This window comes from Enterobacter soli ATCC BAA-2102 (assembly GCF_001654845.1).
GTDB lineage: Bacteria > Pseudomonadota > Gammaproteobacteria > Enterobacterales > Enterobacteriaceae > Enterobacter > Enterobacter soli.
This window is the reverse complement of sequence record NZ_LXES01000048.1, coordinates 124858-138627: the sequence shown is the minus strand read 5'-3', so window position 1 is coordinate 138627 and position 13770 is coordinate 124858. Positions and strand designations below refer to the sequence as shown.

At 46.3% G+C, this 13770-nt stretch carries 13 protein-coding genes; 5 read left to right on the top strand and 8 right to left on the bottom strand.

The annotated features are described in order from the left end of the window. Positions 1–257 precede the first annotated feature (257 nt). The 4 genes from M987_RS19455 to M987_RS19440 form a co-directional block, all read right to left on the bottom strand. Positions 258–1868 carry a glycosyltransferase family protein gene (locus M987_RS19455; protein WP_014070774.1) on the bottom strand — a complete coding sequence of 537 codons (1611 nt, stop codon included), beginning with the start codon at positions 1866–1868 and terminating at the stop codon, positions 258–260. A gap of 183 nt (positions 1869–2051) precedes the next feature. Further along, complete coding sequence (locus M987_RS19450) at positions 2052–3530, bottom strand: glucosyltransferase domain-containing protein (RefSeq protein WP_014070773.1); 1479 nt, start codon at positions 3528–3530, stop codon at positions 2052–2054. After that, positions 3523–4446, bottom strand: coding sequence for a glycosyltransferase family 2 protein (locus tag M987_RS19445; protein ID WP_014070772.1), 924 nt, complete (start codon positions 4444–4446; stop codon positions 3523–3525). The genes M987_RS19450 and M987_RS19445 overlap by 8 nt, the downstream gene beginning before the upstream one ends. Next, a complete protein-coding gene (locus M987_RS19440; RefSeq protein WP_014070771.1) occupies positions 4443–4805 on the bottom strand; it encodes a GtrA family protein in 363 nt (120 codons plus the stop codon). The genes M987_RS19445 and M987_RS19440 overlap by 4 nt, the downstream gene beginning before the upstream one ends. Positions 4806–4995: 190 nt before the next feature. Here M987_RS19440 and yedD point away from each other — a divergent pair, with 190 nt between their 5' ends. Beyond that, positions 4996–5409: a lipoprotein YedD gene (gene yedD / locus M987_RS19435; RefSeq protein WP_014070770.1), complete on the top strand. Its 414-nt coding sequence runs from the start codon at positions 4996–4998 to the stop codon at positions 5407–5409. Between the two features lie 43 nt (positions 5410–5452). Here yedD and amyA read toward each other — a convergent pair whose 3' ends face one another. From amyA to fliD, 4 genes are all read right to left on the bottom strand, one after another. Continuing rightward, positions 5453–6940, bottom strand: coding sequence for an alpha-amylase (amyA, locus tag M987_RS19430; RefSeq protein WP_014070769.1), 1488 nt, complete (start codon positions 6938–6940; stop codon positions 5453–5455). A 66-nt stretch (positions 6941–7006) separates the two neighbouring features. Continuing rightward, on the bottom strand, positions 7007–7369 hold the full coding sequence (gene fliT, locus M987_RS19425) for a flagella biosynthesis regulatory protein FliT (RefSeq protein WP_014070768.1): 363 nt from the start codon (positions 7367–7369) through the stop codon (positions 7007–7009). Continuing rightward, positions 7369–7779 (bottom strand): flagellar export chaperone FliS, encoded by a 411-nt coding sequence (gene fliS, locus M987_RS19420; RefSeq protein ID WP_014070767.1) that lies wholly within the window; start codon positions 7777–7779, stop codon positions 7369–7371. Before fliS ends, fliT begins: the two co-directional genes overlap by 1 nt. Positions 7780–7788: 9 nt before the next feature. Next, a complete protein-coding gene (gene fliD, locus M987_RS19415; protein ID WP_014070766.1) occupies positions 7789–9225 on the bottom strand; it encodes a flagellar filament capping protein FliD in 1437 nt (478 codons plus the stop codon). 336 nt (positions 9226–9561) lie between these two features. On the opposite strand from fliD, the gene M987_RS19410 reads away from it, so the two are divergent. The 4 genes from M987_RS19410 (at position 9562) to M987_RS19395 (ending at position 13607) form a co-directional block, all read left to right on the top strand. Beyond that, a complete protein-coding gene (locus M987_RS19410) occupies positions 9562–10434 on the top strand; it encodes a flagellin N-terminal helical domain-containing protein (protein WP_014070765.1) in 873 nt (290 codons plus the stop codon). Positions 10435–10633: 199 nt separating this feature from the next. Next, the gene (locus M987_RS19405; RefSeq protein ID WP_014070764.1) at positions 10634–11338 is read left to right on the top strand and encodes a WbqC family protein; all 705 of its coding nucleotides are present in this window, start codon (positions 10634–10636) and stop codon (positions 11336–11338) included. A gap of 176 nt (positions 11339–11514) precedes the next feature. Then, positions 11515–12333, top strand: a complete 819-nt coding sequence (locus M987_RS19400; RefSeq protein WP_162271227.1) for a hypothetical protein — start codon at positions 11515–11517, stop codon at positions 12331–12333. Continuing rightward, positions 12321–13607 carry an ATP-grasp domain-containing protein gene (locus M987_RS19395; RefSeq protein WP_014070762.1) on the top strand — a complete coding sequence of 429 codons (1287 nt, stop codon included), beginning with the start codon at positions 12321–12323 and terminating at the stop codon, positions 13605–13607. Before M987_RS19400 ends, M987_RS19395 begins: the two co-directional genes overlap by 13 nt. The last annotated feature ends 163 nt before the right edge of the window (positions 13608–13770 follow it).

The window sequence follows — 13770 nt, the reverse complement described above, 5'->3', positions numbered from 1 at the left end:
AAAACATGTTAGTCAGGCTTTTGGCTCAGGTTTTATGCAGTCACAAAAAGGTAGGGAATTAATCAAGGAATTCGAAGAAGAATAGAATTAAACAGAATGTGTGATTATTTACTATGCGTTACAAATTTAATTTGAAGTTAACACGTTTCATTGCGTCAGATATATCCTCTATCTCTACATAATGATGGTTTGCCGGCAGCAATTTAAACCGCCGGCGACTGAATTTCAAAATTGTTATAAATAATTAAAAATTCACTTTATGTCTCTTGGTTGTTTTTGCTATTTTTTCCTTTATAAAAAACCAGGAAAAGAAAGAAAATGATTGAAAGTACACTCAATAAAATGCCCAAAATTAAAGAGTAAAGAAAATGCTTCGTGTATTCAGTTTGAATAAGATTGTCGCCAACTTTTGTTTTGTATGTTAAATATCCATCAACTACATCTCTATTTCCTTCAATGGATAATGCAGTGTAGGCCATTACAGGCAGTCTGCACCTCATTTCTTTGTCGGTATGAATTGAGAAATAGGGTAGGCCATACTTCCCGCGAGAAGTAGAATATGGGATGTTCTGGTATTTCATATCAGTTAATGATATACATACTAATTCCTTTTTATACTCTGTTAACTTTTTCGTATTTTCTAAAGTATAGTCTGTAAATACTGTATTCTTTGAACCTCGGAAATTTGACTCAGTGATGTCGAAATTATTAACACTTTTCACCGACATCCATGTAGTCATAAGGCTAATTGTCAAAACGGATGCCACTAAATGAATAGACTTAACTTTTCTATTATGAGATATAATAATAAGCACGAGGAAAATTAAGAACGGAATTAATCGCCATGTATACTGTATTTTGTTAATGGAGTACAGGATCTCTGGCAGGAATGAATAATTGGCAGCGCAGGTTATTAACACGGCCAATGTAGCAATGACATAAATTATTTTCTTGTTCACTGTCTCTTTGAGTGAATACAGAAACATTATAAATAACGGCCAGCCAACCCCGAGTGCCATATTTGATAATTTGCCGCTGCTAATTTTCTCTCCTGAAATTAAATCGTAGAAACCAATGCTTTTTTCACTCATATTTTGGAACCAATTTGTTGCCATGATCGGGAAAACTTGGTTGTGAATAGAGTATGCCAAAGGCAGGAAAAAGAACGCGCTTAATAGAATTGCAAAGGTAAAGGACTTTACTAGCAGCAGAATTTTTTTAGGTACTAGTAAGAAATAGATAAAGCCGACGATTCCGCTGCATAAGAACAATGGAATGTTTGATAACAATATTCCGGCTACTGCGTAAGACATCATCAATACTGTTTTCTTGCCATTATCTTCTTTGGCCAAACTTGCAATAAACAGTGGAATAAAGCTAATGGCTACGGATTCTGGTAAGGCACCCCGAACAAATATATTGTCAATTTGATATATTGAACATGAGAAGAGAACGGCGAGCAATATTGCTTTTTCTTTATTTACGTTCAGATAAGTAAAAGCAATATAAGAATGTATAAATGAAATGGTTATTATAAAAAGCGTCAATAGCTTTAGCGAGATATTCAAGTCATTTGATATAAAATACAATCCGCTGTAAATGAAGTTTTCCAAAGGCGGATAGAATAAATTCCATGAGTAACCGGGAAAGAAAGGATAAGAGAAATCAAAGAATGCGAGGAATTGCCCATTTCTTATTTCATTGGCTGTAGATATGGCACGGTCGGTATGCGCTATGAGATCGAAAGTCATCCAGGCTCCACCGGAACTAAACACTGGAAGCCAGGACATATAGATACAAATACAAATAATAACAAAGGCTATCAATCTATTTGGCGAAATCATTCTTATAAATCCTAACTGTGTCATCTGTCACTTCCTAAATAGCCGAAGATAATAACAAACATGGTACTTTGCAGATGCTTCACGAAACTGTTAATCAGAGTAAAACAAAAATGCTACTGCTTAAGCTGAATGTACCAAAAAGTGTACTGCAACATATCAATTGCTAAATGATGGAGATTGTTATCTCCATCATCGTTTCGAGATGCATTACTTACAGTTGCTGTTGCCTAAATATATTAATAAGTCATCGCCAACTGAATAAATAGAATATTGTGGCGTTGAATAAACTTTATTTGCTTCTCCGCTACATGCCTTTTTCGCGAGATCTGTTGAGGTAGATCTTGCTTTAGATGAGAACTGTACGTTTTTTACTCCATTATTCGTCAGTGCCTGGCTCAGTGTCATGTCATAGTAGTTATTTTTGACATAATTGATGACGGGAAATGCTTTCATCGCTGTTTTAGAAGACAGAGAGTGCTCTGTAGCACCAAAGATGTATACATTTTTATTTTCAGATGAGGATACTAAGTATTGGCTCAACGAAAATAAAATATAAGAATCATATCTCTGCTGCTGATATAATGAGGATGCCGTTGCATAGCTTGTTGAAATTGCGACAAACAACAGGCATGCTGCCAGCGCGGAAGCGATGTTATGGAGTATGATGTTTTCATCTGAAGGTAATGAGAGCATCAGGAAAATAATAAAAGCTATAGGGAAGAGAACCCGCAAAGGATAGTATCCATTGCTTAGGACTAAGTTTACTCCGATAGTGCAAATTAGAATCGCAAGAGGAGATAACAGAAGGAGCAAAATCCTTAAGTTTTTTTGTGGAATGTGTTTATTCCATACACTCGTGGTCAGTGTTTTGAGGTAGCAGAATATAAAAATAAAAGAGACGCAAAGTAAAATAATGCTGCCAATTTTACCGTAAGAATTAAATGCAATCTCAGTAGAGTTTTTTATACCTGTGAGTGTGTGCTGAATGAGGCTATTGCCTAATGAATTTATTGCACCTCTGCTTTCCGTGCTTTTAATTGTGAGCTTCACGACACAGATGAAATAGACGAGGCAAGAAATGATCGCAACAAAAAGCGATTTAAGGATATAACCTGACATTCCCTCTTTGTGCGTGATTTTTTTTAGGTAAGTGTATACAACCAGTAAGGGGAAAATGGCGATCGCTGGCTGATAAAAACAAAGACAGCCGACAAGTAAAGTTAGTGTCAGAGCTATTTTACCGTTGTTAAATTTTTCCCACGCCAACACTGAGAACATGATAGAGAACACCATCGACAAAGAATCGAATCGATAAAGCATATTCCCCAATACAAGCGGGTTAATAACGGCTGTTGTAGATATTAAAACAGTAGCAATAGACACCCTACTAAATGCATTCCTGATCAGAATCAGGACGGTGCAACTGAGGACAAAGATACTCAAAAGCTGGGGCAATGGCGTGATATCTGCGAGTATCCCGGAGTTGATGGTCATCAACATTGCCAGCCATTCAGTAAGCGGCCGTCCTAACTCGGTCCAGCCGAAGTATCCTTTAATAGAACGCGTTATATCATCTACGAAATAGATACGGTCATTTAATAGCGGGAAATATGCAAACAGTATCAGGGCGAAGGAAAGTAACCCTGCATTACGTAGTGATATTTCTTTGTTTATTGATTTAAACATCTTTCTTCCTGCTGAGGATATAACGTGGACGGTTTTTCACCTCGACATAAATTCTACCAATATATTCTCCGAGGACACCAATTCCAATTAATTGAACTCCACCCAGGAATAAGATTGAAACAAGCATCGACGGGTAACCACGAACTGGGTTTCCGAAAGCAAGTGTGTCTACAATCATCCACGCGCCATACAGGAATGCAATCCCGGCCACGAGTAACCCAATGTAAGTCCACATGCGCAGTGGGAAGGTAGAGAAACTGGTAATGCCTTCAAGCGCCAGGTTCCACAGTTTCCATCCATTAAATTTTGTACTACCCGCCACGCGCTCCGCACGGGCATATTCAACCACATCTGTCGTGCCGCCCACCCAGCTCAAAACACCTTTCATGAAAAGATTACGTTCAGGCATTTTTTTGATGTTATCGACAACTTCACGCGACATTAAGCGGAAATCACCCACGTTTTCTTCTATTTGCGGGTTACTGATTTTATTGTGAAGTTTGTAAAACCACTCGGCCGTTTTGCGCTTTAATCTGCCATCAGTAGAACGGTCTGTGCGTTTGGCCAGCACCATATCCGCACCTGCTTGCCATTTTTCAATCAAGTGAGGAATGACCTCTATTGGATCTTGTAAATCAACATCGATTGGGATTACTGCATCCCCGGTCGCATGGTCTAAACCTGCAAAAAGAGCTGGCTCTTTTCCAAAGTTGCGGGTAAATGAGAGCGGTACAACCAGAGGATCTGCAACTGCCAGTGTTCTGATGATTGATTCTGTGGCATCTTTGCTACCGTCATTAATAAAGACGATCTCTATTGCGTACTGCTTTAGCGCTTCAAATTCCCGCACGGCTTTATAAAAAAGGGGAATGGCATCTTCTTCATTGAAGACTGGAACAACCAGAGAAATTTTCATTTCGCATCCCTAAAGACAATGAATTTTGAATAGATGAAACCGCAAATGAGGCTGATGGCGGAAAACTCAATCAAAGTGATGATCGGGTTGATGTTGTAATGATCCGAAATCTTGCCTGATACAAAACTGAGCAAACCCATAAAGCCGACAAACAGAAGGTAGCCTTTACCCGTCGCTCTCGCTTTGAAGGTAAATCTGGCATTGGCGAAGAAGGAGAACGTGACAGCAATAAGGAACGCAATGACGTTACTGATCGCCTGTCCATATCCAAAAACGGATACGAGAAGACCAAATATTACCCAGTGTATCCCTGTGTTAATAACACCTACGGAAATGTAGCGCGAAAAAAGTTTAATCATTATCGGAATCAGTAAAATCTCAAAGTGTGGAAGTTTACCACTTACTATTTTTCTGATCGAGTCTCATAGTTAGCAGTTACGCCATTGGTATAAGTGTGTGTCAGAAAAGCCTTAGTTAACTTTTATCTTCCACTGGCAGCCTCAACGCTTTAATGCCACAATCTTTTTTTCTTCGCACGCAGGAAAGATGATGAAAAAAATAGCAATTGCTGGCGCGCTGCTGGCATTGACCGGGTGTGTTCAGGTTGATAACTATCAGGATGTCATTAAGCATCCGGTTCCGCAGCATCTGGCGGGGTACTGGCAGTCGAAAGGGCCGCAAAGCAAAATGGTGAGCCCGGAGGCGATTGCCACGCTGGTGGTAACGGAAGAGGGCGATACGCTGGATTGCCGTCAGTGGCAGCGCGTTTTGGCTGTGCCGGGGAAAATCATGTTGCGTTCTGACAGCTATTACAACGTGACCAGCAAGCTGGATATCTATCCGCTTGATCGCGAAGGTTCAACGCTGGAGTATGATGGTATGGAGCTGCAAAAGGTTGACCGTCCTACTGTGGAATGCGCAGATTACCTGAGCAAAAATCCGCTGGCGAGCAAGCTTCCGTAACCGTTTTTTGCCGGGTGGCGGCTTCGCCTTACCCGGCATCGCTTTACAGAACATCCTCCATTACCCACACGCTGACGCTTCCGCCGTTGCAGGTGAAGATCCCTTCACCGTCTGCTGCCGTGGTGACGGTTTCTTCGCGATTACCCAAAAAGTCACGCCAGGTTTTATTCCCGTAGTTCTCGCCCAGACACAGGGTTTTCTCCCCGTCATCACCGTTAGATAACACCACCACACAGCCTGGGTATTCTTCCGTCCCACTACGGCTAAACGCAATACAGTTTGGATGATCAAAGAACAGCGTCTGAATGCCGTGGGCAAAACGCTGGCGCGCCAGAATAAGTTCGTGAAGCTGTTCGATAACCGGCATGTCGATATGATAAGTCTCGCCGTCACCGCCCACGTCGTCATAACTTGCGCCGAATAAATCCGGGTAAAACACGCTCGGTACGCCGTTTTCACGCAGCAATATCAGGGCGTAGGCCAGCGGTTTAAACCAGGACTCCACCGGTGCTTCAAGGGCCTGCAAGGGCTGGGTGTCGTGGTTTGCCACCAGGGTGACGGCGTGGAAAGGGTCACTCTCAACCAGCGTGTCGGTAAAAATCTGGCTCATGTCGTAATCACGCCCCTGGCGCGAAGCTTCGTGGAATTTCATTTGCAGGGGGGCATCAAACAGCATGGTTTTGCCGTCAACCTGGTTGATGTAGTTCTGCAATTTATCCACTTCATGCGACCAGTATTCCGCCACGATAAAGAGGGGCTGGGTGGCAACCTCCTGAACGTGCTCAATCCACTCTTTGTAAAACCAGGCCGGAATATGTTTTACCGCATCCAGACGAAAACCATCGCACTGGGTTTGCTCCATGACCCAGCGTGCCCAGTATTTTATCTCTTCGGTCACGGCATGATTACGAAAGTCGATGTTCTCGCCCATCAGGTAATCAAAATTCCCCATCTCATCATCAACCTGGTCATTCCAGCCTTCACCGCTGTAGTCATTAACGATCTTAAAGATGCCGTCCAGGTCGGGATTTTCAATATGATCGATGCCACTGAAACATTTAAAATCCCAGACAAATTGCGAATACTGACCCGCGCGGGCGGGGAAGGTGTAGCGGGTCCAGGCTTCGCAGCTAATGACTTCATCGTCAATTTGCGTGCGGTCCTGCTCGTTTACACGCTGGACATGAATAGATTCTTTCTCATCTGCCCCCATTTTATGATTCACCACCACGTCCAGCAGCACGGCGATATCGTTGCTTTTTAACGCGGCAATGGCTTCCAGAAGTTGGGCCTTATCACCGTATTTGGTGGCGACGCTGCCTTTCTGATCAAACTCACCGAGATCGAACAGGTCGTAAGAGTCATATCCAACGGAATAGCCGCCCGATGCGCCTTTATACGCGGGAGGGAGCCAGACCATATTGATGCCGATTTCGTTGAGATTGGGGGCAAGTGCCGTGACCTCTCTCCACAATTCACCGCCAGCAGGGTAATACCAGTGAAAGCATTGTAACAGGGTGGGGTTTTTCATCGTCCGTGCTCCAGAAGCCATTTGGCTGACTTCTGGAGTATGGATTAAAAACGACGGAGTGGGGGGCTATTGGGTCAGATTGTCCGGGAAGAGCACTTTGCCGGACATGCTGCCGTACGCGGTGGTGACGGAGTGTTGTTTACCGGTGGTATCGATAAGGCCGCGCAACTCTTCCATTCGTACCTGCAGCAATCCTTTTAATTCCGCTTCGTTGACGAGTACGCGCTTCAGTAAATCTTTGGCCTGCTCGCTCTGTAGCGTGTTAATCGGACTAATAGGATTTTGTGCAATGCGTTCGACAAGCTGCACATAATTCACTTCTTGTTCAATCAATTCATCCCATTTGCCTGAATGGGCGAGGTTTAGCATGGAAACGCTGAGAGCATGTAACGCATGCCAGTCAGTCAGTGATGGGATGAAATTTGTCATCAACGCATATCCTGATGGGTAGAAGCCGTTTCGCCAATTTGTTTCCACGCATCGGCGATGTTATTCAGCAGTCCCTCAACTTCAATAATGGTTTCAACGTCGTTATGCATGTTAGCCAGTAACAAGCGGCGCACCATATAGTCGTAGAGCGATGCCAGATTATTGGAAAGGTCACCTTCTGCATTCATATCCAGTCCTGCTTTAAGGCCGCTATCAATAATGCCGATTGCTTTTGACAGCGCCTCGCCTTTAGATACCAGGTCCCCCTGCTCCAGGAACAGTCTCGCTCTGACCAGGGCGCTTAGCGCCCCGTCAAAAAGCATCACAATCAGCTGATGAGGGCTAGCACTCATTACCGCGCTTTCCACGCCCACCTTCTGATATGAAAGTGCACCACTTTGGCTATACATATTAAATCCTTAACTGCTGGACTTACTAAACTGCGACGTCAGGTACGTTGAAGTACTGTTCATCTTGGTTACCAGGCTATCCAGCGCAGTGAATTGCGCTTTGTAGCGAGCCATAGTGGCTTCGATGCTGGCTTCCGTTGCGGTGTAGCGTTTGTCCAGGGTTTTAATCGTGGCATTGATACCGTCCTGCGCACTCTGGATCACCCCTTCGCTGCCGGCTGATGTATTCAGCATGTTGGTCAGAGAGGTCCCCATCGTGGTCGCCAGACCGGTCGTTTTACCATCACCAATGAAATAGGCCTGAACGGCTTCCGGATTTTTGGTCAATGCGGCGCTCAGTTTATCAGTGTCAACTTTCAGGTTGCCGGTTGAACCATCTGAGCCCACTTTAGGATCCTGAGTGATCCCGAACTGCGCCATAATGGCATAAGAACCCGACTGTACCTGCGTCAGCTGGCTGCGCAGCTGTGCCTGCACGCTGCGAACGGTACCGTCCCCCATCAGCGCGCCGTTAGAGGTTGATTGACTGTCTGCACCAGCATCAACGGACACATATTTCGTGACGCTGGCAATGGTCGATTGCAGCGCGTTGTAAGCTGTCACCCAGTCGTTAACTGCTTTCGTCGTTGCGTCTGTTGAGCGCGTAACGTCCAGTGATTCATCAGCTGAGCTTTTGGCTTTCAGCGTAAGCGTGACGCCTGTTAATGCATCGTCAATTTTATTGCTGGAACGCTCAATCATAATGCCGTTAATGGAGACGCGGGCATTTTGTGATGACGTCTGTACGCTCATTGCGCTTGAGGTACTGTCATGACCGATCAGCTGCTGAAGCGTGTCATCGCCATCAACGGTGACCGTCATGTCTCCATCCGTTCCCGTTGATTTGGAGGTCAGAAACAGACGATATTCACCGTCATCCGCTTTCATGACGGTAGCCGAGACGTTGCCGCCCGCTTTATTAATCTCACTGGCGATACTTGTCAGAGAGGTTTGCGAGTCTGACAGCGTAATTTTAAGCGGCTCTTTCGTGCCTGGTTGCGTGATGGTTAAAGTACGCGTGCCGTCAGTGGTCGTCTCGCCCAGCTGTTTAGTGCTGCTGTCGATATTACCGGACATCAACACCTGAGCTTTAGCAATCTGGTCCACGTTAACCGTATACGACCCTATCGTAGCATCGGTAGAGGTTGTAGCAGAAAACGCAGTATTAGAGCTAGTAACGGAAGTTGCATTCCAGGTTGAAGCTTTACCTAACGCGGTCGTTGCCGTTTGCAGGTTGGTCAGGGCGCTTTGCAGCTTACCGTATGCACTTAACTGTGCGGTATAGGTCGTTTTCTGGTTGGTAATCGCCGTAAGCTTAGTATTTTCAGCCGTTTCAAGGTTGTTATAGAGCGTGGCCAGCGGCAAACCAGAACCCACACCCAAATTACTCAAATCAACAGTAGCCATGTCAGAATTCCTTGCGTCTTTGATTTAACTTGACTCTGTATCGGCATCAATGAGGAAAAGTTTACACACGCAGTGAAAAAATAATCGATAGAAAAGGGCGACCGGTTGGTGGTAAATAAGCCGATTGTCTGGTTGAAACATAACCGATATGGCCAGCTTGCAAACACTTTAGTCAGACTTGAGTAAATTTAAACATAATAAAATCAATGACATGAAAGTTTTTAATGGATTGATTCTAAAGTCCCTTGAAGTTGGGTCGATACCCTTTTTGACGGTGAGAGACGCCGTGAGTGTTAGGCACCGAACCTAAACCCAATTTTTGAAGGAAAGAAAATTATGGCAGTTATCAATACTAACCTGTTGTCCCTGACTACTCAGAACAACCTGAACAAATCTCAGTCTTCTCTGGGCACTGCGATCGAGCGTCTGTCCTCCGGTCTGCGTATCAACAGCGCAAAAGACGATGCTGCTGGTCAGGCGATTTCTAACCGCTTCACCTCTAACATCAAAGGCCTGACTCAGGCTGCGCGTAACGCAAACGACGGTATCTCAATCGCTCAGACTGCTGAAGGTTCTCTGAACGAAATCAACAACAACTTGCAGCGTATCCGTGAACTGTCCGTACAGGCTCAGAACGGTACTAACTCCGGTTCCGATATCGACTCCATCCAGTCTGAAGTTAACCAGCGTCTGGACGAAATCAACCGTGTTGCAAGCCAGAGCCAGTTCAACGGCATCAAAATCCTTGCTTCTTCTAACTCTGACACCACCATCAAAATCCAGGTCGGTGCTAACGATGATGAGAAAATTTCTATCAGCATCACTGGCAACAGCGGCTGGAACAAATACAACGCAACAGGTACTACCGGTGTTACTACTGGTCTGGCAACCGGCGAAAGCCGTAGCGTTACCACCAAAGGCTTCGACGTACTGGCAACCAACGTACTGTCAGCTATCGATGATGCACTGAAAGCTGTTGATACTCAGCGTTCAGACCTGGGTGCGATTCAGAACCGTTTCGAATCTACCATTTCTAACCTGAACAACACGGTCACCAACCTGACCGCTGCACAGTCTCGTATCCAGGATGCTGACTATGCAACTGAAGTATCCAACATGTCTCGCGCGCAGATCCTGCAGCAGGCTGGTACTTCTGTACTGTCTCAGGCAAACCAGGTTCCACAGACCGTTCTGTCTCTGCTGCGTTAATCGGTTTACTCTCCGATATACAGACTACCGCCTTTATGGCGGTAGTTTTTTTGTTATGCGCTTCTATCTTCTGAACAGAAAGCGATTCCTTATTTTCTTCCGCCATTCAGCATCAGCCCGCTTTGCTACGATAACCTCATATCCTGGAAACTAGCCGTGTGGATCTGGGGAACGTCGCGCTATCAGCAGGAGTACCTCCGTGAAAGTATCCATCATGCAGCCCTATATCTTTCCGTGGATTGGTTATTTTCAACTTATATCGCAGTCAGATATTTTTGTGCTCTACGACGACGCGAATTATATCAAGCAGGGGTACATCAACCGTAATAGTCTGCTCTGTAACGGGCAGGTACAGCGATTTACCTTGCAGGTGCCTGGTGCCTCCTCTTTTAAACGGATCGGCGAACTGACGTTTAGCGATCAAATGACAAAAATCGTAAAAACGATCGCTCAGAACTATCGCAAAGCGCCTTATTTCTCATCGGTTATGCCCCTGGTCGAAAAGGTTTTATTACACCCCAATCGCGATATTACGTTTTGCTGCCAATTAGCGATTGAGTCTATTTTTGATTATCTTGGACATAACCTGACGATTTTGCGCTCTTCTTCCCTTTCCTACGATCGCCATGAGAGTGCAGAGAATAAAGTCATTGGCATGTGCCACGATCTCGGTGCCAGCGTGTATGTCAATAATATTGGCGGGCAGCATTTATACAATGCAAACCACTTCGCACAGCGCGGGATAGCGCTACGTTTTCTGGAGGGGAGGAATATGCCGTATTATCAAGGGATAGACACCTTTGTGCCGAATCTGTCCATTATCGATGTGTTAATGCACTGTGCGCCTGAGCAAGTTAGACGCGCGCTTGAGACGTATTTCTGTTCAACCCCCATTGCAGAATGAAAAATCAAACCTTTGGCGGTTATCTGCCGTTAGAATTATACGCTAACGATGAAATGTACTATCCCGAGGCATTGCGCTATCGCTCAGCAAGAAATGCCTTGTCCCATCTTCTTTTCATCATTAAACCAGCGAGACTGTGGCTGCCCCGACTTATCTGCAACAGTGTTGTTGATGCTGTGACAGCATCGGACACGGAAATCCGCTGGTATTCCCTGGATGAGCATTTTCTGCCTGAAGATTGCGGATCGTTTAATCAGCAGGACATCTTCCTGTACGTGAATTACTTCGGGCAATGTGACGAGCAGGAGGCGCGGCTGGCCGCGTTCATCCCACCTGAACGCACGCTGTTCGATCATTCTCAGGCGTTTTATTCCCGGCGTGAACGCGCGCTGGGCAATCTCTACTCTCCGCGCAAATTCTTTGGTGTCCCCGATGGTGGGATCCTGGATACCTGCTGCGATCTTCCCGCACCGCACAGCAGCGATAACACGTCACACCTGCGGTGCTTGCACCTGCTTTTACAACATGAGCAGGGCACCTCAGCGGGATACGCTGCCTTCTTGCAGGCCGAAGAGACGTTAGATGAATATGGTCCGTGCTCGATGTCCGCGCTGACTGAAAGAATGCTGCATAGCGTTGATTATCTTCAGGTTAAAGTGCAGCGGGAAAGAAATTATGCCCTGATGCACTCCCTGCTAGGCGATCTGAATGGGTGGCGATTCTCCCCTCTCAGCGCAGAGGGACCCTTCTGTTATCCCTTCTTTATGCCGGGACGACAATTACATCAGGCGCTTATCAATAAAAATGTCTTTGTGGCAACGTACTGGCGTGAGGTGCTGCAACGGGTTGAACCCGACAGCGTAGAGGCTCGCTTTGTGAATAACGTAGTGCCGTTACCTTGCGATCAGCGTTATAGCGAAAACGATATTCGCGAGCTTTGCGCGCGTGTCAGAACGGTTGTGGAAGAGGGAAGGGAACAAGCATGCAAGCAATGAAAAAACTCAACGTACTGGTCTTTCCCTGCGGATCGGAGAATGCGGGGGAAATTGCACAATCGCTTCGCTATTCTCTGCATGTTAATCGGCTGATTGGCGCCTCCAGCTGCGAGGATCATGGTCGCCTCCATTTTGCCGACTACATTGGGGACGTTCCCTATATCTCTGCACCGGAGTTTGATACCTACTTTGCCGCGCTGCTCGAACAGAATCAGGTTGACGTCATTTTTGCCACACATGATTCCGTTTGCGAAAAGCTCGCCAGTCTGGCGCTCCCGGCCGCGTGCTATCTGGTTAACGGGGATAAAACCACCACGCACATTGCCCGCAGAAAAAGTGCAACCTACGCACATTTCGCCGGTGCTGATTGGCTTGCGCACGTTTACCCCGAGGGGGTCGTGCCCGACTGCTGGCCGGTCATTGTGAAGCCTGACTGCGGGCAGGGTGGTAATAGTGTCGGCCTGGCTCACGATCGTGGTGAGCTTGAACACCTGCTTCGAACCGTTGAAGCACCCGTTGTCGTTGAATATCTTCCCGGTGATGAACTGACGGTAGATTGCTTTACCGATCGCCACGGCAGGTTAATCTGGACCGGGCCCCGAACGCGCGAGCGCGTCAGGGCAGGGATTGCAATGCGTTCCCGGTTTGCCCCGCTGGAGCAAGAGATAGCGACTATTGCCGAGAGTATAAACGCCCGGCTGGCCTTGCGCGGCCCCTGGTTTTTCCAGATAAAACAATCCCGTACAGGGCAGTGGAAATTGCTGGAAATTTCTTGCCGCATCGCCGGAACGATGGTTGCTCAGCGGGCGAAGGGGGTTAACCTCCCTTTGATGGCGCTGCATGACTATATGGGCCGAGACGTCACTCCGCTTCCGACCCCTCATGTTACGGAGATTGAACGGTCGATAAAGACACGGGCCGTGCCGACACTTGAATATGGCCGCATTTATGTTGATCTCGACGATACCCTGATTGTTAACGATTGGCCTAACCCGGTGGTGCTTGCCTTTTTATACCAGAGCCGGGCAAGCGGAAAACGCCTCTTTCTCATCACCCGCCACGCCTGTGAGCCGCTTGAAACCTTAAACAAGGCGGCCATTTCGCCTTTGCTGTTTGATGAAATTATTCATCTGCGGGAAGGCGAGCAAAAATCTTCACGCATCACGGGCCCGGCGATGTTTATCGATAATTATTTCCCGGAAAGGGTCGATGTTGCCCGGCTTGAAAACATCCTGGTGCTTGATGTCGATGCCGTCGAGTTTTACCTGCGCTAAGGCGAGGCTGACGGTGAAACCTTACGCCGGTGTTTGGCAAAATTTACGCTGATGCTGTAGGGGGACGCCCTGTAAACTCAGCGTTATCCGATAGAAAGAATTAACTCCATAATTAGCGTTTACTCTACCAATGGTTACTACAGCGCGCTGCTAGGATGAGGAA

Excerpts from the sequence above, each read along its gene's own strand:
- M987_RS19455 (WP_014070774.1), bottom strand. The coding sequence starts at position 1,868 with ATGACACAGTTAGGATTTATAAGAATGATTTCGCCAAATAGATTGATA.
- M987_RS19450 (WP_014070773.1), bottom strand. The coding sequence starts at position 3,530 with ATGTTTAAATCAATAAACAAAGAAATATCACTACGTAATGCAGGGTTA.
- M987_RS19445 (WP_014070772.1), bottom strand. The coding sequence starts at position 4,446 with ATGAAAATTTCTCTGGTTGTTCCAGTCTTCAATGAAGAAGATGCCATT.
- M987_RS19440 (WP_014070771.1), bottom strand. The coding sequence starts at position 4,805 with ATGATTAAACTTTTTTCGCGCTACATTTCCGTAGGTGTTATTAACACA.
- yedD (WP_014070770.1), top strand. The coding sequence starts at position 4,996 with ATGAAAAAAATAGCAATTGCTGGCGCGCTGCTGGCATTGACCGGGTGT.
- amyA (WP_014070769.1), bottom strand. The coding sequence starts at position 6,940 with ATGAAAAACCCCACCCTGTTACAATGCTTTCACTGGTATTACCCTGCT.
- fliT (WP_014070768.1), bottom strand. The coding sequence starts at position 7,369 with ATGACAAATTTCATCCCATCACTGACTGACTGGCATGCGTTACATGCT.
- fliS (WP_014070767.1), bottom strand. The coding sequence starts at position 7,779 with ATGTATAGCCAAAGTGGTGCACTTTCATATCAGAAGGTGGGCGTGGAA.
- fliD (WP_014070766.1), bottom strand. The coding sequence starts at position 9,225 with ATGGCTACTGTTGATTTGAGTAATTTGGGTGTGGGTTCTGGTTTGCCG.
- M987_RS19410 (WP_014070765.1), top strand. The coding sequence starts at position 9,562 with ATGGCAGTTATCAATACTAACCTGTTGTCCCTGACTACTCAGAACAAC.
- M987_RS19395 (WP_014070762.1), top strand. The coding sequence starts at position 12,321 with ATGCAAGCAATGAAAAAACTCAACGTACTGGTCTTTCCCTGCGGATCG.